Genomic DNA, 23,420 nt, shown 5'->3' on the forward strand with positions numbered 1-23,420 from the left:
CGCGGCTGTGCTGGACCTTCAAGGCCTCACGGGCCAAGGTCAGATCCCCGCGCAGCGCGGACATGGCCTGCTCCGCCTCGCGCTGCCCAACGGCGAGCTTCTGTTCGAGATCGGAGGCGCGGCTGTGCTGGGCCTTCAAGGCCTCGCGGGCCTGAACGAGATCCTCGCGCAGGGCGGACAGGAGCTGATCCGATTGGTCGCGGGCGGCACGCTCCTGGCTCTGAGTGGTGGCCAGCGCCTGCTCGGCCGCCGCCGCGCGGGCCACATGCTGTTCCGCCGCCAGGGTCACGGCCCGCAATTCCTCCCGCAGACCGGCGACCACGGCCTCCACTTCCAGGCTGCGCGTGGCGGACAGGTGCGCGAGAGTCTCCTCCGCCCGCTCCGCGCGGGACAGGGCCGAGCGGGTGCCGTCTTCGGCGGCGCGCAATTCCGCGCGCGTGGCGCGCACCTGCGCCTCATATTCCTCGCGCACCTGCGCGAAGGCGACCTGCTCCTTGGCCCGTTCCGCCACCTGGGAGAGGATGTCTCCGATGGCGCTGGTCTCGAAGAAGACCGAGGCCTGCGCCTCGTCCAGGTCGCCGTCCGAAGCGACCACCAGATTATACGGGGCCCGCGGAATGCCGGAGCTGGCCTCGTAATGGTTCTCGCCGCGCCGCTCGAAGGAGAGAACCCCGCGGGACTGGCCCTCCGGGAACAGCACGGAGCCGAGCACGGGGCGCTGCAGGAACATGAAGGACTGGCGGAAGTGGCTGGACAGCAGCCGCTCGAACTCGTGCCGGGTGAGTTCGTTCACATGAAAGGGGTTGGCGCTGCTCCCAAGCGGCGAATACACGTCCCGGTCGGGCGAGGAGATGATGAACCGGCCGCCCGGCCGCAGCACCCGCTTGACCTCGGCCAGAAACTGCTCGTGCTCGAAAAAGTGTTCCAGGGTCTCGAAGGAGACCACCACATCAACGCTGGCATCGGGAAGGGGAAGGGCGCGCGCATCCCCGTTCACATAGGACAGGTTGGGCCGGCCATAGGCGCGCGCCGCATGGGCCGCCGCCGCCGGGTCCACCTCCACCCCCACCACCGAACGGGCCACCTGGGCCAGGAGGTTCGACCCATAGCCTTCGCCCGACGCCACATCGAGAACATCCGCATCCCGGCAGAAGGTCCGCGCGAAGAAATAGCGGTGCAGATGCTCGATCTCGATCTGGCCCGACACGGCGCTCGTCAGCCGCTCTCCGGTCCATTCGAGCTCCTGGGACGGTGCGGGCCGATCAAAAATCTCACCCATGAATGTGACACTCCGAGTTCGGCCTTCTCTCGGCGGGCCGAGAGCGCTCCGGCCGAGAGCGGGCGCGAAGATGCCGGGATTCGCCCCCTCCATTCAACGGGATGCGCGGCAGCTTCTGGGTTGCCCTGCGTTCCCTTAGACCATTTTCGGAGCTCCGATGAGACAGGTCGGCGGAAAAACCGGCCCTATCGACACTTATGTCAGCGTGGACGCGCCATCGGCCACCTTCACGTCCAGCGAGGCGGCAAAGCGCTTCAGGCCCTCAAGGAAATTCAACCGCGGGCTCCAGCCCAGCTCCCGCTGGGCGCGGCCGATGTCCAGCATGTTCACCGGCACATCGAAGGCGCGCGCCTCCAGATAGACGCGACGGGTCTTCTGCCCGAGCACATGTTCGATGCCATCCAGCACACCGTTGAGGGCGAGGCCTTCGCCGGAGCCGATGTTGAAGATACGGGACTGCACATCCGCCGTCGCCGCACGGGTGATGGCTTCCACCACGTCGCTGATGTGCACGTAATCGCGCACCACCGTACCGTCACCCCAGATTTCGATGGTTTCGCCCCGCAGCGCCTTGCCGAGGAACACCGCCACCGCCCCCTGGCTGGCCTGCAGGCGCTGGCCCTCGCCGAACGGGTTGGACAGGCGCAGGACCACATAGTCGAGGCCGTGAAGCTCGCGAAACAGCTCCAGATACTTCTCGATGGCGAGCTTGACGATGCCATAGGAGCATTGCGGCTCGGTGGCATGGGTCTCGGGGATGGGCAGCAGCCGCGGCGTCCCATAGACCGTGCCGCCCGACGACAGGAACACCACCCGACGCACCCCGGCCGCCTTCGCAAGCTGCAGCAGCCGGATGGAGGAGACGAGGTTGCTCTCCACGTCGAAGGCCGGATTGTCGTTGGAGGTCTTGGGAAGTGTGGTCGACACCAGGTGGAAGCACACATCGCAGCCTTCCACCGCACGGGCCACCTGGTCCTGGCAGGTGAAGTCGCCGTCCAGCACCTCCACGCGCGGATCAAGGCCGAGGGCGGCAAACGGCGCGGGGGCCGAGGTTCCGGGCCGGTCGAAGCTGCGAACACGCCATCCGGCCGCCGCCAAAGCGGTCACGAGATGACTGCCGATGAAGCCCCGACCGCCCAGCACCAGGCAGGTTTTCCCACTGTTTGCAGAGGTTACCATTCCCAACCCGCAATCTCCCCACGCCATGAACAGCCCCACCATCCCCGCCTGCACCTAGGCGCCCAAGCTTGCGCCTAACCGGCTTGTCCGAGCGGCAGGCGGGGAAAGGAGGTGTCTGCGCCCCTTGAAAGAGCGGGCACAGACGCAGCCGCACCCTTATTTGATGGTCAACAGAAGCCAATTGGTATCCGGCGCGCCATTGGCATCGACGGAGAAATTCAAGGTGTCCCCGGCCGCCGCAGGCACCTGCAAGGTGAAAGGCTGGCCCGGCCGCACAACGGCCTGCCCCAATTCCTTGCCCCCCGCCGACACCACGATGTGCGCGGTGCCCCCGCCGCGCTTGATGACGTCGGCAGGCACCCGCGGGTCGATCTCCGCACGAATGCCAACCTCGCTCCGGCCGCCATCCGCAATGAACCTCTTCAGGTCCAGGGAGAAGGTGGTGGGCGTTGTCAGGCCGGGGTGAACGAACAGGGTGTTCTGATTTTCGTACTCTTCGAGCTTTCCGTAGTCATTCCCAAGCGTGACATTCTTCAAATAAGGCACGACTCCCGTCTTGGCACTGGCATCGCTTACCTTCTGAAGCACAGGGGCAGGAGTGCGCGACGGAAACAGCGCCACGGTCCCGGCGCTGTTCGAGCCCTGCAGCGGAATTGAACGCACCCCCTGCGACCAAGCGGCAGGGTTGATCGGTGCCATACCGGCGGGGGCATCTTGGACACTGACAGGGCTCGCGCGACCGCTGTCTTCGCGGGCCATGCTCGCTCCGCAGAAGGCGCCGAGGACGACGGCTGGAAGCACGCCTCCCAGCCACATCGCCGGGCGCGCAGCGCGCACACGCCGCAGGATGGCAAGACCGATCCCGCCTGGTGCCCGCAGGAACATGCCTCGGCGGACACAAGAAGCCAGGAATGCCCGTGTGAAGAACACCAGAGCGCCGCGACGCGAACCCCCAATCCCTGTGACCGCACGCATTCCTGTTACCTTTTCCCACACCGCAGAACCGGCGATTCCCTCGCGGATCAGCTTACACCTCTGCGCGCGAAGACTGCGCCGAGGGTGAGCCCCGCCGCCTCTATCGGGTCCGCATGATGCCTTTATGCCACGCCCTGACGCAGGGTGACAGCGCCTTGCACAACATTAAGATGACAACGAAAGCTTTGCACTACCCTTGCGTGAGCGCGCGGAATCGCATCGGGGGCGGACAAGCGCGCGATCGGCCGTCTGGGCCGGCGGATCTACCGCCACGGCTTCGGGAAAGGTGGCCTCCCGGAAGGGATTCGAACCCCTGACCCCAGGTTTAGGAAACCTGTGCTCTATCCTGCTGAGCTACCGGGAGACGCCGCCTTTGACCATCCTGCAAGGGCAGGACGGTGACGCTATATGGTCCGGTTCGCAGGTTTCATTCAAGGGGCTCCGGTGGAAAGTGGGCATTGCGCGGACCGCGGGCGGCCGTTTGGGAAAGGTGAGGTAAGAAAGGGTGACGGGCCGCGCCGGCCCCGATGCTTGGATGAGGACGGGCGCGCCCTTAAAATGACCCGATGATCTCGAACGTGGAAAAGCCCCGTCTGCCCCGCCACCTGCCCGGCGCCCCCTCCCTTGGCGGGCGCACGCGCCGGTTTCATCAGGCGTTCAGCTTCGGGCCACACAATGGCACGGACGCTGGGGAAGAGCGGGAACGGGCTGCGGTCAAGACATGGCCATGCCCGCGCCTCTCTCCCGCCACGTTGAGCGGCACTCTCGTGCGGACGCGCGGGGCTGCGCCATCGGCGGGGTGCGCGGACAGGAGACGGGTCCGTTCGGTGCGGACATGCGGGGCCGCGGAGGAGATGGGACGGTGAGCGGGCTGGGCAGGGCCGCAGACGCGAGGGGAAGGACGTCGCCCACCGGGCGCGGCGGCTTCTTCGCGCGCGCCATTGCCAGCGGCCTGGTCCTGTCGCTGATCCTGTCGGGCTGCGCGGGGGTCGATGCCGATCGCCTGGGCACGCCGGTCAACCCGGTCGCCGCCCGCAGCACCGATGCCGATATGACCCCGGCCCAGCGCCGCGAGCACGACCGGCTGGTGGCCAGCTACGGTGGGGCCTATGAGGACCCCGAGCTGAAGGGGCTCATCCAGCAGGTGGTGGAGCGCCTGGTGGCCGCCTCCGAGCGGCCCGACCTGAAATACCGCGTGACGGTGCTGAACTCGCCCGCCATCAACGCCTTCGCCATGCCCGACGGCTCGCTCTATGTGACGCGCGGCCTGCTGGCCTTGGCCAATGACACCTCGGAACTGTCCTCCGTGCTGTCCCATGAGATGGCCCATGTGATCGCCCGCCATGCCTCCATCCGCGAGGACCAGGTGAAGCAGGCGGTGCTGGTCAGCCGCGTCATTTCCGATGTGGTGAACGACCCCGACATGGGGGCGCTGGCCATGCAGAAGTCGCGCATGTCGCTGGCGAGCTTCTCGCGCGGCCAGGAACTGGAGGCGGATGCCATCGGCGTCGGCATCTCCGCCCGCGCCGGCTTCGACCCCTATGGCGCCTCCCGCTTCCTCACCGACATGGGCCGGCAGGCGGAGATCAAGAGCGTGGGCATTGGCGGCGGCGCGGCCCAGACCACGCCGGACATGGACTTCCTGTCCAGCCACCCGGCCACCCCCGAGCGCATTTCCATCGCCATCGCCAATGCGCGCGAATATGCCTCCTCGCCGGCCGCCGCCACCAGCGCAGGCGAGCGGGACCGCAACGCCTATCTCTCCGCCATCAACGGCATGGTCTATGGCGACGACCCCAAGGAAGGCTTCGTTCGCGGCCGCAAGTTCTTCCATCCCAAGCTCGGCTTCACCTTCGTGGCGCCGGAGGGCTTCACGCTGGAGAACACCTCCCAGGCGGTGCTGGGCGCCACCGCCTCGGGCACGGAGGCGCTGCGGCTCGACGCGGTGCGGGTGACCGGAGACCAGTCGCTCGGCCAATATCTGTCGTCGGGCTGGATCGACGGGGTGGAAATCAATTCGGTGGAGACGCTGTCCGTGAACGGCTTCTCCGCCGCCACCGCGGTGGCGCGGGGCGAGCAATGGTCGTTCCGCATGTTCGCCATCCGCTTCGGCTCGGATGTCTACCGCCTGATCTTCGCGGCCCGGAACCTGACGCCGGATCTCGACCGCCAGTTTCGCGCGGCGGCTGAGACCTTCCGGCGGGTGTCCAGCGACGAGGCCGAGACGGTCAAGCCGCTGCGGCTGCGCATCGTCACGGTGGGCCTGGGCGACACGCCCGAGAAGCTGGCGGCCCGCATGCAGGTGCCGGACCGCCCCATGGAGCGCTTCCTCATCCTCAACGGCTTCGACAAGGACACCAAGCTGCGCTACGGCGAGAAGGTGAAGATCATCGCCGATTGAGGACGGCCCCCCCCGATGTGCGGGGCGGCGACCGGCGCGAGGCGCGCCCACATGCCCTTCGCCGTGGCGTTCGCGCACCGCGCATCGAAGCCTGCTTTCAGGCGCGCGGTTTTCTCAAAGCAAGGTCTCTTTCACCAAGGTCTCTTTCACAAAGCAAGATCTGGCAGGCTTGGCCTCCCCGAACTCGGGGATGACGCCGGGGTGACCTGCGGACCGGGACCAAACTGAAGAACACCAAGCCCCATCCCGACGGCGAAAGGGCAGAAGCCGACCTCAGAAATGATTTGGGCCGCGCCCCTCACCGGAGCGCGGCCCGCTTACCGCCTGCATCAACATGTGTGTCTCACTGCTTGTGCGGCTGGTCTTCCTTGATGGCAGCCTCGTGATACCAGCTGCTGCCAAGGACGGACTTGGTGAGACCCAGGGCGGCCAGCTCCGCCATCAGCTTGTCTTCCGGCTGGCGACTACGCAGACCGGCCCGGCCTCCCGTAGGGAAGGTATAGATTTTGGCAGTGCCACTTCCATGGTTCATAGTCATTCCACTTCCTATGTTGGCAGGACGGCCTTTCGGACATCCCGTTGGCTCCCTTATAGCACGGACTCACACAGACGTGCACAGCAATTATCCATCCTTTTGCATAAGATGCATGTTTTTTAGGCATGTCTATTTTTGCTGTGCGGCAACGGGGTCATTCAACAACACCAAGCTATTGCGAGGCTGTTTAATGCAGCGCACAGAGGGATGCCGCCTAAATGTCCAGTGCACTTTTTTTGTTCCTGGCGCCTCTTGCATTGCGATCAGGTTCGATGCAGCCGCCCAAACCGCCTGTTTAGGAGGCACTCAGGCGACAAAGCAGGCACATGACCAAAGCATGAAGGGAAACAGGGGTTTGCCACCGGCGACCCCGCCCCTTTCCCGCGCCGCCCCTCCCGCCCGGCCCCGCCGCCTCGCACTTGGCACGGTCTGTGCTTAACAAGGGTGGTCGCTCGCGACCGAGCACGCCATCGGCTGTCGGCATGCTCCGGGAGGGTTCGGCGCTAACTTTCGGTTCCATGGGGAACTGAATAAAGGCTTCAACTTTCCTGGTGCTTCGCGTCATCAGGTTATGAGAGAGCGCAATGACGAAGTACAAACTCGAGTACATCTGGCTCGACGGCTACAAGCCGACCCCGAACCTGCGCGGCAAGACGCAGATCAAGGAATTCGACCACTTCCCCTCGCTCGAAGAGCTCCCCCTGTGGGGCTTCGATGGCTCGTCCACCGAGCAGGCGGAAGGCCGCAGCTCGGACTGCGTGCTGAAGCCGGTCGCCGTGTATCCCGATCCGGCCCGCAAGAATGGCGCGCTGGTGATGTGCGAAGTGATGATGCCCGACGGCGTCACCCCGCACCCCACCAATGCCCGCGCCACCATCCTGGATGACGAAGGCGCCTGGTTCGGCTTCGAGCAGGAATACTTCTTCTATAAGGACGGCCGCCCCCTCGGCTTCCCCGAGCACGGCTATCCCGCGCCCCAGGGCCCCTATTACACGGGCGTCGGCTACAAGAACGTGGGCGACATCGCCCGCGAGATCGTGGAAGAGCATCTCGAGCTCTGCCTCGAGGCCGGCATCAACCACGAAGGCATCAATGCCGAAGTGGCCAAGGGCCAGTGGGAGTTCCAGATTTTCGGCAAGGGCTCCAAGAAGGCCGCTGACGAAGTGTGGATGGCGCGCTACCTGCTGCTCCGTCTGACCGAGAAGTATGGCGTGGACATCGAGTTCCACTGCAAGCCGCTCGGCGACACCGACTGGAACGGCTCGGGCATGCACTGCAACTTCTCCACGAAGTTCATGCGCGAAGTGGGCGGCAAGGAATATTTCGAGGCTCTCATGGCGGCCTTCGAGAAGAACCTGCACGACCACATCAATGTCTACGGCCCCGACAACCACATGCGCCTCACCGGCAAGCATGAGACGGCGCCGTGGAACAAGTTCAGCTACGGCGTGGCGGATCGTGGCGCGTCCATCCGGGTGCCCCACTCCTTCGTCCGCAACGACTACAAGGGCTATCTTGAGGATCGCCGCCCCAATTCCCAGGGCTGCCCCTACCAGATCGCCTCCCAGGTCCTGAAGACCATTTCCGAGGTCCCCACCGTCAAGTCCGAAGCCGCCTGAGCGCGGCTGCGGCCTCCGGCCGGGTCGCAGGGCCCGGTCGCTGACGAGACCAGGTGAACACGGACGGCGCGGCAATCCCGCGCCGTCTTTTCTTTTGGCCCGACGCCTTTTTGTTTTGGGCGGACGCTTGGGCTGCGGACGCGCCCGCGCTGACGCAGGTTTGAGACCAAAAGGAGGTCTCCGCCTCGCTTTCGCCACCAAGCGGGACCACCCATCCGCAGCGCTTTCACGCACCGCACCACCTATGGCCTTCCGTCAGGCGGCTCCGGGTATTACATGGAGAGCGCCGCAAGCGGGAGCAGCCTGTTGAACTGGATTTCCAACGTCGTTCGCCCGAAGATCCGTGACTTCCTCGCCCGCCGCGAGGTGCCCGAGAATTTGTGGGTGAAGTGCCCGGAGACCGGGCAGATGGTCTTCCACAAGGACCTGGAGGCGAACCTCTTCGTCATTCCCGGCTCCGGCTATCACATGCGCATGGACGCAGTGACGCGCCTGAAGACGACCTTCGACGATGCGGCCTATGAGGAAGTGGCACTGCCCGACGTGCCCACCGACCCGCTGAAATTCCGCGACGAACGCCGCTATGCCGACCGCCTGAAGGATGCCCGCACCAAGACCGGCATGACGGACGCCGTGAAGGTGGCCACAGGCCTGCTGGAGGGTCTGCCCGTCACCATCGCGGTGCAGGACTTCAATTTCATGGGCGGCTCGCTGGGCATGGCGGCGGGCGAGGCGGTGGTGACCGGCCTTGAGACCGCCGCCCGCAAGGGCACGCCCTTCATCATCTTCGCGGCCTCCGGCGGCGCGCGCATGCAGGAGGGCATCCTCTCCCTCATGCAGATGCCCCGCACCACGGTGGCCATCCAGGAACTGCGCGAGGCCAAGAAGCCCTATATCGTGGTGCTCACCAACCCCACCACGGGCGGCGTCACCGCCTCCTATGCCATGCTGGGCGACGTGCAGATCGCCGAGCCCGGCGCCCTCGTGGGCTTTGCCGGCCCCCGCGTGATCGAGCAGACCATCCGCGAGAAGCTGCCCGACGGATTCCAGCGGGCCGAATATCTGCGCGAGCATGGCATGATCGACATGGTGGTGCATCGCCACCAGATGCGCGAGACGCTGGGTCGCCTCTGCCGCATCCTGGTCAAAGCCCCTGCCGTCCCGCCGAAGGCGCGCCTGCCGCGCCCGGCGGGCGCATGATCTCCCCGAACGTTCTGCCTTTGCGAGGCTAGGTCCATGGCCCTGCCCCGGCGCATCGACGCGCCCGACGCCATTTTGGAGCGCCTGTCCGCGCTCCACCCCAAGCGCATCGATCTGTCGCTGGACCGGGTGCATCGCCTGCTGGAGGCGCTGGGCAATCCGCAGCATCGCCTGCCGCCGGTGGTCCATGTGGCCGGCACCAATGGCAAGGGCTCCACCATCGCCTTCATGCGCGCGGCGCTGGAGGCGGCGGGGCGGCGCGTGCATGTCTATACCTCCCCCCATCTGGTGCGCTTCAACGAGCGCATCCGCCTTGGCGGACGCCTGGTGGAGGACGCCCAGCTCTCCGAGGCCCTCGACCGGGTGGCGGCGGCCAATGACGGGTCGCCCATCACTTTGTTCGAGATCACCACGGTGGCGGCGCTGCTGCTGTTCTCGGAAGTCCCGGCCGACGTGCTGCTGCTGGAAGTCGGCCTCGGCGGCCGGTTGGACGCCACCAATGTGGTGGACGCGCCGGCGGTGAGCGTCATCACGCCTGTCTCCATCGACCATGTGGACTTCCTCGGCCCCACGGTGGAGCAGATCGCCGGCGAGAAGGCCGGCATCATCAAGCCCCGCGTGCCGGTGGTGCTGGGCGCCCAGACGCCCGGCGCGCTCAAGGTCATCGAGCGGGTGGCGGCGCGCAACCGCGCGCCCCTGTTCATTCGCGGCGAGCAATGGACCGTGCATGAGGAAGGCGGACGGATCGTCTATGCGGACGAGGACGGCCTTCTCGACCTGCCCCGTCCCCGCCTGATGGGCGCCCACCAGATCGACAATGCCGGCCTTGCGGTCGCCGCCCTGCGCGCCGTGCCGGCGCTGCGCCTGCCCGCCGCCACCATCGAGCAGGGCCTGCGCCAGGCCGAATGGCCCGCCCGCATGCAGCGCCTGCCCGCCGGCGCGCTCACCGCCCGCGCCCCCGCTGGCGTCGAGCTCTGGCTCGATGGCGGCCACAATGCCGCCGGCGGCGCCGCCATCGCCGGTGCGCTGGTGGAACTGGAGGAGCGCTATCAGCGCCCGCTGGTGCTCATCGTCGGCATGCTCGGCAGCAAGGATGTGTCCGGCTTCCTGTCCTCCTTCACCGGGCTCGCTCGCGAAGTGATCGCCGTACCCGTGCCCGGGGACCATAAGGGTCTCGCCGCCGAGGATGTGGCCGAGGCCGCGCGGGCGCTGGGCCTTGCCGCCTCGGTGGCGCGCGACGTGGGCACGGCCCTCGACCACTTGGGCGAGGTCCCCACCCTCCCCCCGCCCCGCGTCCTCATCTGCGGCTCGCTTTACCTGGCCGGCGCGGTGCTGGAGGCCAACGGCACGCGGCTCGACTGAGAAGTGGGGCGGGCGTCATCCCGCCAGGGCTGCGCGCAACGCATGGTCGGCGGCGGCAGCTGCGCCGCCCGAATTGATTTAACTTCGTTCAAAATCGCTCTAAAAGAGCCTCGCTCAAATTGTTGCGCAGGCCGTCCTGCGCCGGACATAAAAGGCAAGAGGACATGCCCCAGTATCGCTCGCGCACCTCGACCCACGGCCGCAACATGGCGGGAGCCCGCGGACTCTGGCGGGCCACGGGCATGAAGGACGGGGATTTCGGCAAGCCGATCATCGCGGTGGTGAACTCCTTCACCCAGTTCGTGCCCGGCCACGTGCACCTGAAAGATCTCGGCCAGCTGGTGGCCCGCGAGATCGAGAAGGCGGGCGGCGTCGCCAAGGAATTCAACACCATCGCGGTGGATGACGGCATCGCCATGGGCCATGACGGCATGCTCTATTCCCTGCCGTCCCGCGAGATCATCGCCGACAGTGTGGAATATATGGTCAACGCGCACTGCGCGGATGCCATGGTCTGCATCTCCAATTGCGACAAGATCACGCCCGGCATGCTGATGGCCGCCATGCGGCTCAACATCCCCGCCGTGTTCGTCTCCGGTGGCCCCATGGAGGCCGGCAAGGTGCTGCTGTCCACCGGCGAGAAGAAGGTGGACCTCATCGACGCCATGGTCGCCGCGGCCGACGACCGGGTGAGCGATGAGGACGTGAAGGTGATGGAGCGCTCGGCCTGCCCGACCTGCGGCTCCTGCTCCGGCATGTTCACCGCCAATTCCATGAACTGCCTCACCGAGGCCCTCGGCCTCGCGCTGCCCGGCAACGGCTCGGTGCTCGCCACCCATGCCGACCGCGAGCGCCTGTTCGTGGAAGCCGGCCACCTGATCGTGGATCTCGCCCGCCGCTATTACGAGCAGGACGATGCCAGCGTGCTGCCCCGCGCGGTGGCCTCCTTCAAGGCGTTCGAGAACGCCATGACGCTGGACATCTCCATGGGCGGCTCCACCAACACGGTGCTGCACCTGCTGGCGGCCGCCAATGAGGGCGAGGTGCCCTTCACCATGGCGGACATCGACCGGCTCTCCCGCAAGGTGCCCGTGCTCTGCAAGGTGGCCCCGGCGGTCGCCAACATCCACATGGAAGACGTGCACCGGGCCGGCGGCATCATGGCGATCCTCGGCGAGCTGGACCGCGCAGGCCTGATCCACACCGACCTGCCCACCGTCCACGCCCCCACCGTCGCCGATGCGCTGGACCGCTGGGACGTGGTGCGCACCAAGTCCGACCAGGTGCAGACCTTCTATCGCGCCGCGCCCGGCGGCGTGCCCACCCAGGTGGCCTTCAGCCAGTCCCGCCGCTGGGACGACCTGGACCTCGACCGCGAAAAGGGCGTCATCCGCAACGCGGAGCATGCCTATTCCAAGGACGGCGGCCTTGCGGTGCTCTACGGCAACATCGCCGAGGACGGCTGCATCGTGAAGACGGCGGGCGTGGACGCCTCCATCCTCACCTTCACCGGCAAGGCGCGGGTGTTCGAGAGCCAGGACGCGTCGGTGGAAGCCATCCTGTCCACGGGCAAGATCGTGCCCGGCGACATCGTGCTGATCCGCTACGAGGGTCCGCGCGGCGGCCCCGGCATGCAGGAAATGCTCTATCCGACCTCCTACCTGAAGTCGAAGGGCCTCGGGAAGGCCTGCGCCCTCGTCACCGACGGGCGCTTCTCGGGCGGCTCGTCGGGCCTGTCCATCGGCCACGTCTCCCCCGAGGCGGCCGAGGGCGGGGCCATCGGCCTGGTGGAGGAAGGGGACGTGATCGAGATCGACATCCCCAACCGCTCCATCAACCTGAAGGTCTCGGCCGAGGAATTGGCCAATCGCCGCGCCGCCATGGAAGCCAAGGGCGATGCCGCCTGGATGCCCGCCAATCGCAAGCGCGTGGTCTCCCAGGCGCTCCAGGCCTATGCGGCCCTCACCACCTCCGCCGCCCGCGGCGCGGTGCGCGACGTGAAAAGCCTGCGGCGCTGATCGGCGCCTTCAGCCACAGATGATGAGCCGCCGGCCCTTGGGCCGGCGGTTTTCTTTTTGGCGGGGCTCAGCGACTGGTGGATCAGCGACAGGTGAGGCGGCCGTCCATATTGGCGATGTCACGGCCGGGGCTGCACCAGCTGACCGCCGTGGTGGCATCCACCCAGCGGCCCTTGCTGTCCTGGCAGGTGGCCTTCAGCCAGCCCGCCGACACACGCACGTCCCGGCAGGTGGCCATGTAGGAGCCGGGCGGCGGGCGCTCGCTGCCATAGGCCGGCGGCGGGGTCGCCGGACGGGATGGCGTGCCACCCCAGCCCGAGGGTGCCCCACCCCAGCCGGCCGACTTGCACACCAGTTGCCCATTCTCATTGGCGATGTCGTTGCCCGGCGCGCACCAGCCGGGGGCGGTGGTCGCCTCCACCCAGCGGCCGGAGCGGTCCTGGCAGCTGGCGCGCAGCCAGCCCGCCACCACCCGAACCTCGCGGCAGCTTTCCAGATAGCTGCCTGCCGGCACCGCCTGGGCGAAGGACGGCGTGGCGAGACAGGCAAGGCCAGCCACCGCGAGGCCGGCGGTCAGGCGGGTCCGGACAGACATGTGTGGGCCTCCCGAGAAGGGGCGCATTCTACACGGCATCGGCGCTTCATGAAAACAGCCGATGCACCTATGTCTTTGTTTCATAATCTTTCTTTGACGCCCGCCGATTTGCGCCTCCCTCAAATCGGCTCTCCGGGTCGCCTCCCGAGGCAGCCCTGGCGGGCGGGGGCCCGGCCGGGGCCATCGACACGCCCTCCCGCCTCCGGTAAAAGCCGTTTCGACCCTTTCCAAGAAGATGCAGTGATGACCATCCGTCTGCACCGCGGCGACCTGCCCGCGGATTTCGTCGCCGCGCCCGTCGTGGCCATCGACACCGAGACCCTCGGCCTCAACCCGCTGCGCGACCGGCTCTGCCTGGTGCAGATCTCCAATGGCGACGGCACGGCCGATCTGGTCCAGGTGCCACGTGGCGCCAACGCCCAGAGCGCGCCGAACTTGGTGCGCATGCTGGCCGACCCGAAGGTGGTGAAGCTGTTCCACTTCGCCCGCTTCGACGTGGCGGTGCTCAAGCACACCTTCGGCGTGGTGACCGCACCGCTCTTCTGCACCAAGATCGCTTCCCGCCTCACCCGCACCTATACCGACCGGCACGGCCTGAAGGATCTGGTGCGCGAGTTGCTGGGCGTGGACCTGTCCAAGCAGCAGCAAAGCTCCGACTGGGCCGCCACCGACTTGACCGACGCCCAGCTTGCCTATGCCGCTTCCGACGTGCTGCACCTGCACGCCTGCAAGGACAAGCTGGAAGCCATGCTGGCGCGCGAGGGGCGCACCGAAATGGCGCAGGCCTGCTTCCAATTTCTCCCGACCCGCGCGGCGCTGGACCTTGCCGGCTGGGACGAGGAGGACATCTTCTCCCATTCTTGATGCAGTGCAGCGACTTGCGCGCGGACGGCGTTTTGGACCATTGTGCCGTTGGGGCGAGGGGCGTGCGCTCCGGTGCGGGCCTGTGATGACCGACGGGCAGGAGCCGGATGCGATGGCGGATCGATGTTCATGAGCCAGGACCAGGCTGCAAATGCCCTCGACCGGCGCGACGCGGCGAATTTCGGCGTCCGGCGCGCGACGGACTTCCGTCGCGCCCGCCGCCACAGCGCCCGCGTGCGGTTCGCGAAGCGGGCCCTGCCGGTGCTGGTGGCCGGCGCCTTGGCGGCCATGATCGCCGTTCCCGTCATCCAGCAATTCTCCATGCAGTTCGAGCTGCCGTTCCAGATGGGCGCGCTGCGCCTCAATGGCACCCGGCTGACCATGGAATCGCCCAAGCTGTCCGGCTTCACCGACGACAACCGCGCCTATGTGGTCACCGCGGCCACCGCCTCGCAGGATCTGACCAATCCCGAGGAGGTGGACCTGCAGGACATCCACGCGCAGATGGAACTGGCCAACAAGGGGTGGGCGAAGCTTGCCTCCGCCACGGGAACCATGTTTCCGAAACGGCAATACATTACACTGCATGGTGGGGTGGAGTTCCAGACCAACGCCGGCTATGTGGGGCATCTGAAGGATGCCGAGATCGACGCCAAGGCCGGCAGCGTGGTCACCCAGAACCCGGTGGTGCTCACCTATCGCGACGCCAAGCTGGTGGCGGACAAGATGACGGTGACCGATCGGGGAAACCGGGCCCTGTTTGAAGGCCATGTGCAACTGGACTTCCGCCCGTCGGACATGTCCAACGCGCAGGCCCCGAACGGAGCCGCTCAACAGGGCGCAAAGCCGGCTGCGGGAGCCCCCGCCCCCGGCAACCCGGCGCAGGCCGCGCCGCCTGCGGGAGGAAAGCGATGAAGTGGGCCCTTTCCCTACTCGTGCTCGGCGCCGCCCTGGCCGCGCCGGCCACAGGCGCGATGGCCCAGGCCAAGGGCGCGGGAAGCGTCCCCAATGCGCTCCAGGGCTTTGCCACCAATCGCGACCAGCCGGTGCGCATCACCTCCAACACCCTTGAGGTGAAGGACAAGGAAAAGACCGCGCTGTTCTCGGGCAATGTGATCGTGACCCAGGGCGACACCACCATGCGCTCGCCCGAGCTGATGGTCTTCTACGAAGGCTCCGCCGCCCCCGCCGACGGCCAGCCGACCCAGAACGGCCAGATCAAGCGCATCGAGGCCAAGGGCGGTGTCCTCGTCCAGACCAAGGACCAGACCGCCACCGGCGAGACCGGCACCTTCGAGATGAAGTCCAACACGGTGGTGTTGACCGGCAAGCCCGTGGTGCTCACCCAGGGTCCCAACGTGGTGCGCGGCCAGAAGCTCACCGTAGATCTCATCACCGGCGTCTCCAAGATCGAGGGCGGCCGCGTGGAAAGCCTGATCGTGCCCGGCTCGGTCAAGCCGCCGCCGGCCGGCACCCCCGGCAGCGCCCCGGCCGGCCAGAACGCCGCGCCGAAGCGCTGAGCCCGTCCCGGCGCGCGCAGGCACGGGCGCGCCGCCCACCGGCCCTTGAGTCTTTCGGCCGTCCAGCGGGATGCGCCCGCCGCGCAGCGGGTCCCTGCCCCATGGGCACTTTGTCGCGATCTGCGATTTTTCCAGACGGCCTGAATTTTGCATGTTGCAAACTTCGCCCGCGAAGGAAACACTGAGCGCCACCAGGGGGACTTCGGCCCGGAGGCGTGCGTGAGTTTTCTTCCTATCTTCGGCGGCAAGCGACAGGATAAGGGCGAGGCCAGTCCCCCGCCCGCGGATGCCGAGGCGTTCGATCCGCAGCACGATGCCGTTGCCGAGCATGAGGCCGAGGACAATCTCGGCTATGGCGTGCCGCACGAGGACGTGGCCGCCGTGTCTCTGGCCGCCTTCGGGCTGGCGAAAAGCTATGGCGGCCGCAAGGTGGTGCGCGATGTCTCGGTCAATGTGCGCCGGGGCGAGGCCGTCGGCCTGCTCGGCCCCAACGGCGCCGGCAAGACCACCGTCTTCTACATGATTACCGGCTTGGTGAAGGCCGATGCGGGCCGCATCGAGCTGGAAGGCCACGATGTCACGCCCATGCCCATGTACCAGCGCGCGCGGCTGGGCATCGGCTACCTGCCGCAGGAGGCCTCCATCTTCCGGGGCCTGACGGTGGAGGGCAACATCATGGCGGTGCTTGAGGTGAGCGAGCCCAACCGCAAGCGCCGCAAGGAGGAAATGGAAGCCCTCCTGGAGGAGTTCAAGATCACCCATGTGCGCAAGTCGCCCTCCATCGCCCTGTCGGGCGGCGAGCGGCGGCGCGTGGAAATCGCCCGGGCGCTGGCCAGCCGGCCCGCCTTCATGCTGCTGGACGAGCCTTTCGCCGGCATCGACCCCATCGCGGTGGGCGACATCCAGTCCCTGGTGCGCCACCTCACCTCGCGCGGCATCGGCGTGCTCATCACCGACCACAATGTGCGCGAGACGCTGGGCCTGATCGACCGCGCCTATATCATCCATTCCGGCACCGTCCTCATGGAGGGCGACCCGGATTCCATCGTCAACAGCCCGGACGTGCGGCGGCTCTATCTCGGGGAAGAGTTCCGCCTATGAGCCTGTCCCGCCGCCCTGTTTCCACGTGTCTGGGCCGCTGCGGCGCGGCGCGGGAGGGCGCGCGCTGATGGCCCTCTCACCCAAGATGGAGTTCCGCCAGACCCAGTCGCTGGTGATGACGCCGCAGCTGATGCAGGCCATCAAGCTGCTGCAGCTCTCGAACATCGAGCTGGTGGCCTATGTGGAAGCGGAGCTGGAGCGCAATCCGCTGCTGGAACGCATCACCGAGGGCGAAGGGGCGGATGCGGGCGCCGAAGCGCCCCCCGCTCCCGTAGCGGACGAAACCCCGCGCACGGGCGACTGGATGGAAGCCGGCGAGGAACCGAGCCGCGCCTCCATGGAGACCCGCCTCGACACCGACCTCGGCAACATCTTTCCCGACGATGCCCCCGCCGAGCGCCCCGGCGCCGGGTCGGCCCCCTCTTCCTCCGTGGACTGGGGCGGGGGCGAGCGGGGCGACGACTACAATCCGGAAGCCTTCCTGGCCTCCCAGTCCACCCTCGCCGACCATTTGGAAGCCCAGCTGGCGGTGGCCGAGACCGATCCGGTCCGCCGCCTCATCGGCATCAACCTCATCGGCCAGATCGACGAGACCGGCTATTTCACCGGCGACATCGAAGCCGTGGCCGCCCTGCTGGAGGCCTCGGTCGCGGAAGTCGAGGATGTGCTGCGCCTCATCCAGACCTTCGAGCCCTCCGGGGTGGGCGCCCGCACGCTGTCCGAATGCCTCGCCATCCAATTGCGCGAGAAGGACCGCTGCGACCCGGCCATGCAGGCCCTGCTCGACCATCTGGAGCTGCTCGCGCGCCATGACCGCAACGCCTTGAAGCGCATCTGCGGCGTGGACAATGAGGACCTCGCCGACATGATCGCCGAGATCCGGCGCCTCGACCCCAAGCCCGGCCTGGTGTTCGGCAGCGGCGTGGTGCACCCCCTGGTGCCCGACGTGTTCGTGCGCCCGGCATCCGACGGCTCCTGGCTGGTGGAATTGAATTCGGAGACCTTGCCCCGCGTCCTGGTGAACCAGACCTATCACGCCACCGTGGCGCGGGCGGCCCGTTCGCCCAAGGAAAAGAGCTTCCTGGCCGACTGCCTCCAGAGCGCCAGCTGGCTGACGCGCTCCCTCGACCAGCGCGCCCGCACCATCCTGAAGGTGGCAAGCGAGATCGTGCGCCAGCAGGAGGCCTTCCTCGACCACGGCGTGCGCCACCTGCGGCCGTTGAACCTGCGCACCGTGGCCGATGCCATCGGCATGCACGAATCCACCGTCTCCCGGGTGACCTCCAACAAATACATCTCCACGCCCCGCGGCGTGATGGAGCTGAAATTCTTCTTCTCCTCCGCCATCGCCGCCTCCGGCGGCGGCGAGGCCCATTCGGCCGAGGCGGTGCGCCACCGCATCAAGAGCCTGATCGACCAGGAAAGCCCCGACGACATCCTCTCCGACGACACGCTGGTGCAGAAGCTGAAGGACGACGGCATCGACATTGCCCGCCGGACGGTGGCCAAGTATCGCGAGAGCATGAACATCGCCTCCTCGGTGCAGCGGCGACGGGAAAAGCAGTCCCAGCGCAGCCTCGCGCCGGGCTGAACCCCGCCCTCCTCCCGGGCGAAGATGCCGCCCTTTCCCCCGCTGGACATCGGGCGCGCGCGGGTGTGAGGTGACACAAAGTCCCGGCAAGGCAAGAGACCGGGGCACGGATGGGAGACATGCTTCAAGCCTGGGTCGTCGTCTTCGCTGCGCTGGCCTATATCGGCCTGCTCTTCGCCGTAGCGAGCTTCGGCGACCGGCAGCGCTCTGGCGAGGCCAAGTCGGCCCCCCGGCCGTTCATCTATTCCCTGTCGCTGGCGGTCTATTGCACCTCCTGGACCTTCTTCGGTTCGGTGGGACTTGCCACCGTGCAGGGCTTCGACTTCCTGACCATCTATGTGGGACCGATCCTGGTGATCGCGGCGGCCAGCCCGGTGCTGATGCGCATCGTGACGCTGGCCAAGGCCCAGAACATCACCTCCATCGCCGACTTCCTGGCCGCCCGCTACGGCAAGCACCAGGGCATTGCGGCGCTGGTGACGGTGGTGGCCATCGTCGGCTCCATTCCCTACATCTCGCTGCAATTGAAGGCGGTGTCCTCCTCGCTGGCGGCGGTGATGGGCAATGTGGGCGGCCCGGCCCATGCCGGCTCCATCGGCGGCGACCTGGCCTTGTTCGTGGCGCTGGCCATGGCGGCCTTCGCGGTGCTGTTCGGCACCCGCCACACCGACGCCACCGAGCACCAGGAAGGCCTGATGCTGGCGGTGGCCACCGAATCCATCGTCAAGCTCGTGGTCTTCCTGGTGGTGGGGGTGTTCGTCACCTTCTTCCTGTTCGACGGCCCCTGGACGCTTTTCTATGCGGCGCGCGAGATGAACATGCTCGCGCCCTTCGAGCATGGCTCGTCGCTGGAAAACTGGCTGACCATGACTGTGCTGTCGGCCGGCGCCTTCATCCTGCTGCCGCGCCAATTCCACGTGGCAGTGGTGGAAAACAAGGGGGTGTCGGAGATCAAGCGGGCGCGCTGGCTGTTCCCGCTCTACCTCGTCCTCATCAACCTGTTCGTGGTTCCCCTGGCGGTGGCGGGCATGGTGCTGTTCCCGCTCCAGACCGTGGACCCCGACGTGTTCGTTCTGGCGGTGCCCCTGGCCGCCGGCTCGGAACTGCTGGCGCTGCTGGCCTTCGTGGGCGGGCTGTCGGCGGCCACCGCCATGGTGATCGTGGAATCGGTGGCGCTGGCCATCATGGTGTCCAACGACCTGGTGATGCCGCTGATGCTGCGCCGCCGGGCCAACCGGGGCGAAAGCGGGCAGACCCGGCACGACATGGTGGCGACGCTGCTGCTGGTGCGCCGCGCCGCCATCTTCGTCATTTTGCTGCTGGTCTATCTTTATTACCGCACCACCGGCGAGGTGCAGTTGGCCCAGATCGGCCTGCTCTCCTTCGCCGCCATCGCGCAGGTTGGCCCGGCCTTCGCCGCCGGCCTCACCTGGCGGCGGGCCACCGCCAAGGGCGCCATCTGGGCGATCCTGGCCGGCATATCGGTGTGGGCCTACACCCTGCTGCTGCCGAGCCTCGCGGAGGCCGGCCTTGTGAGCCGCACCTTCGTCGAGCATGGCCCCTTCGGCCTCGCCTTCCTGCGACCCACCAGCCTGTTCGGCCTTTCCGCCACGCCGCTCGCCCATGGCGTGGTGTGGAGCCTGGGGCTCAACACCCTGCTGCTGGTGGTCATCTCGCTGGTGACGCGGCCGTCCGCCATCGAGCAGGTGCAGGCGGGCCTGTTCCTGAACTCGGAGGTGGCGGTGCGCCCCTCGTTCCGGCGCTGGCGCTCGGCGGTGACGGTGGAAGAACTGATGGCCACGGTGGCGCGCTATCTCGGCGCCGACCGGGCCCGGTCCGCCTTCGAGAGCTTCGCCCAGTCCAACGGCCTGCGCCTCGACCCCCGCCATGAGGCGGACGCCCAGCTGGTGCGCTATGCGGAGCACCTGCTGGCCTCGGCCATTGGCGCGGCCTCCTCACGCCTCGTCTTGTCGTTGCTGCTGCGCAAGCGGGCGGTTTCCACCAAGGCGGCGCTGAAGCTGCTGGACGATGCCTCCGCCGCCATCCAGTACAATCGCGAGCTGCTCCAGAACGCCATTGATCACGTGGGCCAGGGCATCGCCGTGTTCGACCGGGACCTGCGCTTGGTCTGCTGGAACCGCCAGTTCGGCGCCATGCTGGATCTGCCGCCCGAATGCTATGCGGTGGGCGCGCCGCTGCGCGACATCCTCAGCCATGCCCGCGCGGACGCGGAGAGCACCGACTCCCTGGATGCCCGGCTCGCCCGCTATTCCCTGCCCTGCGGCTCCTCCCATGAGCGCCTGCAGCGGGGCAGCGCCACCCTTGAGGCGCGCTCGGACCCCATGCCGGACGGCGGCGTCGTCGTCACCTTCACCGACATCACCGCCTCCGTGCAGGCGGAAGAGGCGCTGGAGCGGGCCAATGAGACGCTGGAGCGGCGCGTGCGCGAGCGCACCGAGCAGCTGGAGCAGTTGAACCAGGCCCTGGAGAAGGCCCGCGCCACCGCCGACGATGCCAATGTCTCCAAGACGCGCTTTCTCGCCGCCGCCAGCCACGACATCCTCCAGCCCCTCAATGCGGCCCGGCTTTACGTGACGAGCCTGGTGGAGCGGGCGGAGGGCAAGGACGAGGCGCGCCTTGCGGTCAACATCGATTCCTCCCTGGAGGCGGTGGAGGAGATCCTGGGCGCCCTCCTGGACATTTCCCGTCTCGACAGCGGCGCCATGCGCCCGGAGATCGCGCCCTTCCGCCTGGGCGAGGTGCTCACCCAGCTGGAGACGGAATTTGCGCCCCTGGCGGCGGAGAAAAAGCTCGACCTGACCTTCGTGCCCACCTCCCTGACGGTGCGCTCGGACCGGCGCCTGCTGCGCCGCCTGCTCCAGAATCTCATTTCCAACGCCATCAAATACACCCCCAAGGGCCGGGTGCTGGTGGGCTGCCGCCGGCGGCGGGGCAAGGTGCGGGTGGAGGTGATCGACACCGGCATGGGCATTCCCCGCTCCAAGCACAAATTGGTGTTCCAGGAATTCCAGCGCCTCGATCAAGGCGCGCGGGAGGCGCGCGGGCTCGGCCTCGGCCTGTCCATCGTGGAGCGTATCGCCCGCGTGCTCGAACATCCCGTGGCCATGCGCTCCGCCGCCGGCAAGGGGTCGAGCTTTTCGGTGGAGCTGCCGGTCACCGCGCCCCTGCCGGAGGCGGTCGCCGAGCCGGCACGCCCGGCGCGGGCATCCGCGCCCCTGGAAGGCCTCGTCATCCTCGCCATCGACAATGAGGCGGCCATTCTCGACGGCATGGAGACGCTGCTCACCGGCTGGGGCTGCCACGTCATCAAGGCCGCCAATGCCGCCTCGGCCCTGCGCGAGGTGAAGGCGGCGAAAGCCAAGCCCGACCTTATTCTCATCGACTATCACCTGGACGGCGGACACGGCATCGAGGCGGTCACGGGCCTGCGCTGGAAGCTCGGCAAATTGCCCGCCGTCCTCATCACCGCCGATCGCACCCGCAAGGTGCGCGAGGCGGCGGAAGCGGCCGACATGACGGTGCTGCACAAGCCGCTGAAACCGGCAGCGCTGCGGGCTCTGCTGGCCCAGTGGCGGCTCGCCCGCACCGCTGCAGAATAGCTTTTATAGTTAATCAAGTATGACTATCCCCAGGGCCAGACGACGCCTTGGGAAGATCTCCGTTCGTCCTCATCCGTGCCCCATATTCGCCCCGATCCGATGGCGTTCTTTTGCGCGTCGCAGCAAGACATCTGAGGTGCTTTCGCCTTCGGTGAATAAACCTCGATCCATTGCGGATGAGTAGAGCGCGTTAAGCCGGTGTTAACGATTTCGGAGATCGCCATGACCCTGACTATTCATGTCCCGATCTTCCCCATGCGGGAGGAAATCGAAGCCCGCCGCCAGCGCAGGACTTTCTCCCAGGACAATGGAGGCAGCCGGCGCCGGTCGCGCGATGTTGAAGGGTTCCTGGAATTGGAACTGCTTCCGCTCGACGAGCTGGACAATGTGGAGAGCGCGCGGGCCAAGGCCCGCCGTTGGGCCCGCAAGCTCTGATCTCCCCCCTTTGACACCATCGCTACGCGGGAGCATCCGCCGCGTGGCGTCCGCCGATCCGATCCGGTAAGGTCCGGCCCGGACCGGCCGGCGGGACTGCCCCGCCCCTGGTCCCTGGAGGCACCTCCGGCCCCGATGCCGGCCGGGTCAGCCTTCGGAAACTGAGTGAGACGAGGAGCCCGGCGCCCGCGCCGGCTCATCCTCTCGGGACATGTGCCAGGACGTCCGATGCAGCCTTCCTCCACCGACACCGCCGAGACCCATTTCGGCTTTCGCACCGTGCCGCTCGAAGACAAGCAGGCCATGGTGGATGACGTGTTCCACAAGGTGGCGCGGCGCTACGACATCATGAACGACCTCATGTCCGGTGGCCTGCACCGGGCCTGGAAGGACGCCCTCATCTCCAAGCTGCGCCCGCCGAAGTCCGACCGGCCCTTCCGCCTCCTGGACCTGGCCGGCGGCACCGGCGACATCGCCTTCCGCACCGTGCGCGCCGGCGGGCCGGGCACCCGCGTGGTGGTGGCCGACATCAATAAAGAGATGCTGGCGGTGGGCCGCGAGCGCGCCGAAAAGGCCGGCCTTGCCGCCCAGGTGGAATTTGCCGAGGCCAATGCGGAGGACCTGCCCTTCCCCGACCGCAGCTTCGATGCCGCCACCATCGCTTTCGGCATCCGCAACGTGCCCCGCATTTCCCGCGCGCTGGAAGAGATGCGCCGCGTGGTGAAGCCCGGCGGGCGCGTCATGGTGCTGGAATTCTCCCGCGTCGACGTGCCGGTCTTCGACAAGATCTATGACACCTTCTCCTTCAAGCTGATCCCGGAGATCGGCCGCCGGGTGGCAGGGGATGCCGAGCCCTATCGCTATCTGGTGGAATCCATCCGCCGCTTCCCCCCGCCCGAGGCCTTCGCCCAGATGATGCGCGATGCTGGGCTGAAGCGCGTGGACTACACCCTCATGACCGGCGGCGTGGTGGCGCTGCATTCGGGCTATCGCATCTGAGCGCACCCGGGCGGAACAAGACCCGCCGGGACGGATTGGGGCAAGGTCCGCGAACGGGCCTGTCCATGGACCATGATCGAGCGCGGCGGGCGGCCTCCTTTGCCCGCGCCGGCCGAGGGATGTGCGA

18 protein-coding genes and 1 tRNA gene are annotated in these 23,420 nt (G+C 67.3%); 13 read left to right on the forward strand and 6 right to left on the reverse strand.

Annotation, left to right across the window (positions count from 1 at the left end):
• From ACT54L_RS02925 to ACT54L_RS02940, 4 genes are all read right to left on the reverse strand, one after another.
• The coding region (locus ACT54L_RS02925) for a class I SAM-dependent methyltransferase (protein ID WP_476084033.1) at nucleotides 1–1,279 on the reverse strand (1,279 nt) is incomplete at its 3' end.
• Between the two features lie 195 nt (nucleotides 1,280–1,474).
• Nucleotides 1,475–2,458, reverse strand: a complete 984-nt coding sequence (locus ACT54L_RS02930; protein ID WP_476084034.1) for an NAD-dependent epimerase/dehydratase family protein — start codon at nucleotides 2,456–2,458, stop codon at nucleotides 1,475–1,477.
• 156 nt (nucleotides 2,459–2,614) lie between these two features.
• A complete protein-coding gene (locus ACT54L_RS02935) occupies nucleotides 2,615–3,217 on the reverse strand; it encodes a hypothetical protein (protein WP_476084035.1) in 603 nt (200 codons plus the stop codon).
• A gap of 503 nt (nucleotides 3,218–3,720) precedes the next feature.
• Nucleotides 3,721–3,797: transfer RNA gene (locus tag ACT54L_RS02940), tRNA-Arg, on the reverse strand.
• 363 nt (nucleotides 3,798–4,160) lie between these two features.
• Between ACT54L_RS02940 and ACT54L_RS02945 the strand changes: the two genes are divergently transcribed.
• Nucleotides 4,161–5,834, forward strand: coding sequence for a M48 family metalloprotease (locus ACT54L_RS02945; RefSeq protein WP_476084036.1), 1,674 nt, complete (start codon nucleotides 4,161–4,163; stop codon nucleotides 5,832–5,834).
• Nucleotides 5,835–6,177: 343 nt separating this feature from the next.
• On the opposite strand, the gene ACT54L_RS02950 is transcribed toward ACT54L_RS02945, so the two are convergent.
• Entirely contained in the window at nucleotides 6,178–6,372 is a 195-nt protein-coding gene (locus ACT54L_RS02950) for a DUF2735 domain-containing protein (RefSeq protein ID WP_476084037.1), read from the reverse strand.
• 581 nt (nucleotides 6,373–6,953) lie between these two features.
• Here ACT54L_RS02950 and ACT54L_RS02955 point away from each other — a divergent pair.
• The 4 genes from ACT54L_RS02955 (at nucleotide 6,954) to ilvD (ending at nucleotide 12,568) form a co-directional block, all read left to right on the forward strand.
• Nucleotides 6,954–7,988 (forward strand): glutamine synthetase beta-grasp domain-containing protein, encoded by a 1,035-nt coding sequence (locus ACT54L_RS02955; protein ID WP_476084038.1) that lies wholly within the window; start codon nucleotides 6,954–6,956, stop codon nucleotides 7,986–7,988.
• A gap of 306 nt (nucleotides 7,989–8,294) precedes the next feature.
• Nucleotides 8,295–9,188 (forward strand): acetyl-CoA carboxylase, carboxyltransferase subunit beta, encoded by an 894-nt coding sequence (accD, locus tag ACT54L_RS02960; protein ID WP_476084039.1) that lies wholly within the window; start codon nucleotides 8,295–8,297, stop codon nucleotides 9,186–9,188.
• Nucleotides 9,189–9,224: 36 nt separating this feature from the next.
• A complete protein-coding gene (locus ACT54L_RS02965) occupies nucleotides 9,225–10,550 on the forward strand; it encodes a bifunctional folylpolyglutamate synthase/dihydrofolate synthase (protein ID WP_476084040.1) in 1,326 nt (441 codons plus the stop codon).
• A gap of 164 nt (nucleotides 10,551–10,714) precedes the next feature.
• The gene (gene ilvD / locus ACT54L_RS02970) at nucleotides 10,715–12,568 is read left to right on the forward strand and encodes a dihydroxy-acid dehydratase (RefSeq protein ID WP_476084041.1); all 1,854 of its coding nucleotides are present in this window, start codon (nucleotides 10,715–10,717) and stop codon (nucleotides 12,566–12,568) included.
• Nucleotides 12,569–12,650: 82 nt separating this feature from the next.
• On the opposite strand, the gene ACT54L_RS02975 is transcribed toward ilvD, so the two are convergent.
• Nucleotides 12,651–13,163 carry a hypothetical protein gene (locus ACT54L_RS02975; RefSeq protein WP_476084042.1) on the reverse strand — a complete coding sequence of 171 codons (513 nt, stop codon included), beginning with the start codon at nucleotides 13,161–13,163 and terminating at the stop codon, nucleotides 12,651–12,653.
• A 243-nt stretch (nucleotides 13,164–13,406) separates the two neighbouring features.
• Between ACT54L_RS02975 and ACT54L_RS02980 the strand changes: the two genes are divergently transcribed.
• The 8 genes from ACT54L_RS02980 (at nucleotide 13,407) to ubiE (ending at nucleotide 23,293) form a co-directional block, all read left to right on the forward strand.
• Nucleotides 13,407–14,027, forward strand: a complete 621-nt coding sequence (locus ACT54L_RS02980; RefSeq protein ID WP_476084043.1) for a ribonuclease D — start codon at nucleotides 13,407–13,409, stop codon at nucleotides 14,025–14,027.
• Between the two features lie 129 nt (nucleotides 14,028–14,156).
• Nucleotides 14,157–14,942, forward strand: a complete 786-nt coding sequence (locus tag ACT54L_RS02985; RefSeq protein WP_476084044.1) for a hypothetical protein — start codon at nucleotides 14,157–14,159, stop codon at nucleotides 14,940–14,942.
• Nucleotides 14,939–15,547, forward strand: coding sequence for an LptA/OstA family protein (locus ACT54L_RS02990; RefSeq protein WP_476084045.1), 609 nt, complete (start codon nucleotides 14,939–14,941; stop codon nucleotides 15,545–15,547). Before ACT54L_RS02985 ends, ACT54L_RS02990 begins: the two co-directional genes overlap by 4 nt.
• Before the next feature lie 219 nt (nucleotides 15,548–15,766).
• Nucleotides 15,767–16,648 (forward strand): LPS export ABC transporter ATP-binding protein, encoded by an 882-nt coding sequence (gene lptB / locus ACT54L_RS02995; RefSeq protein ID WP_476084046.1) that lies wholly within the window; start codon nucleotides 15,767–15,769, stop codon nucleotides 16,646–16,648.
• Between the two features lie 67 nt (nucleotides 16,649–16,715).
• Entirely contained in the window at nucleotides 16,716–18,239 is a 1,524-nt protein-coding gene (gene rpoN / locus ACT54L_RS03000) for an RNA polymerase factor sigma-54 (protein ID WP_476084047.1), read from the forward strand.
• Nucleotides 18,240–18,358: 119 nt separating this feature from the next.
• Nucleotides 18,359–21,859: a PAS domain-containing hybrid sensor histidine kinase/response regulator gene (locus ACT54L_RS03005; RefSeq protein ID WP_476084048.1), complete on the forward strand. Its 3,501-nt coding sequence runs from the start codon at nucleotides 18,359–18,361 to the stop codon at nucleotides 21,857–21,859.
• Between the two features lie 222 nt (nucleotides 21,860–22,081).
• Nucleotides 22,082–22,294 (forward strand): hypothetical protein, encoded by a 213-nt coding sequence (locus ACT54L_RS03010; protein WP_476084049.1) that lies wholly within the window; start codon nucleotides 22,082–22,084, stop codon nucleotides 22,292–22,294.
• A 228-nt stretch (nucleotides 22,295–22,522) separates the two neighbouring features.
• Nucleotides 22,523–23,293 (forward strand): bifunctional demethylmenaquinone methyltransferase/2-methoxy-6-polyprenyl-1,4-benzoquinol methylase UbiE, encoded by a 771-nt coding sequence (gene ubiE, locus ACT54L_RS03015; protein WP_476084050.1) that lies wholly within the window; start codon nucleotides 22,523–22,525, stop codon nucleotides 23,291–23,293.
• Nucleotides 23,294–23,420 lie beyond the last annotated feature (127 nt).

Source organism: Aquabacter sp. DMC10 (genome assembly GCF_056314145.1).

Excerpts from the sequence above, each read along its gene's own strand:
- ACT54L_RS02930 (WP_476084034.1), bottom strand. The coding sequence starts at position 2,458 with ATGGTAACCTCTGCAAACAGTGGGAAAACCTGCCTGGTGCTGGGCGGT.
- ACT54L_RS02935 (WP_476084035.1), bottom strand. The coding sequence starts at position 3,217 with ATGGCCCGCGAAGACAGCGGTCGCGCGAGCCCTGTCAGTGTCCAAGAT.
- ACT54L_RS02945 (WP_476084036.1), top strand. The coding sequence starts at position 4,161 with ATGCCCGCGCCTCTCTCCCGCCACGTTGAGCGGCACTCTCGTGCGGAC.
- ACT54L_RS02950 (WP_476084037.1), bottom strand. The coding sequence starts at position 6,372 with ATGACTATGAACCATGGAAGTGGCACTGCCAAAATCTATACCTTCCCT.
- ACT54L_RS02955 (WP_476084038.1), top strand. The coding sequence starts at position 6,954 with ATGACGAAGTACAAACTCGAGTACATCTGGCTCGACGGCTACAAGCCG.
- ACT54L_RS02965 (WP_476084040.1), top strand. The coding sequence starts at position 9,225 with ATGGCCCTGCCCCGGCGCATCGACGCGCCCGACGCCATTTTGGAGCGC.
- ilvD (WP_476084041.1), top strand. The coding sequence starts at position 10,715 with ATGCCCCAGTATCGCTCGCGCACCTCGACCCACGGCCGCAACATGGCG.
- ACT54L_RS02975 (WP_476084042.1), bottom strand. The coding sequence starts at position 13,163 with ATGTCTGTCCGGACCCGCCTGACCGCCGGCCTCGCGGTGGCTGGCCTT.
- ACT54L_RS02980 (WP_476084043.1), top strand. The coding sequence starts at position 13,407 with ATGACCATCCGTCTGCACCGCGGCGACCTGCCCGCGGATTTCGTCGCC.
- ACT54L_RS02985 (WP_476084044.1), top strand. The coding sequence starts at position 14,157 with ATGAGCCAGGACCAGGCTGCAAATGCCCTCGACCGGCGCGACGCGGCG.
- ACT54L_RS02990 (WP_476084045.1), top strand. The coding sequence starts at position 14,939 with ATGAAGTGGGCCCTTTCCCTACTCGTGCTCGGCGCCGCCCTGGCCGCG.
- rpoN (WP_476084047.1), top strand. The coding sequence starts at position 16,716 with ATGGCCCTCTCACCCAAGATGGAGTTCCGCCAGACCCAGTCGCTGGTG.
- ACT54L_RS03005 (WP_476084048.1), top strand. The coding sequence starts at position 18,359 with ATGCTTCAAGCCTGGGTCGTCGTCTTCGCTGCGCTGGCCTATATCGGC.
- ACT54L_RS03010 (WP_476084049.1), top strand. The coding sequence starts at position 22,082 with ATGACCCTGACTATTCATGTCCCGATCTTCCCCATGCGGGAGGAAATC.
- ubiE (WP_476084050.1), top strand. The coding sequence starts at position 22,523 with ATGCAGCCTTCCTCCACCGACACCGCCGAGACCCATTTCGGCTTTCGC.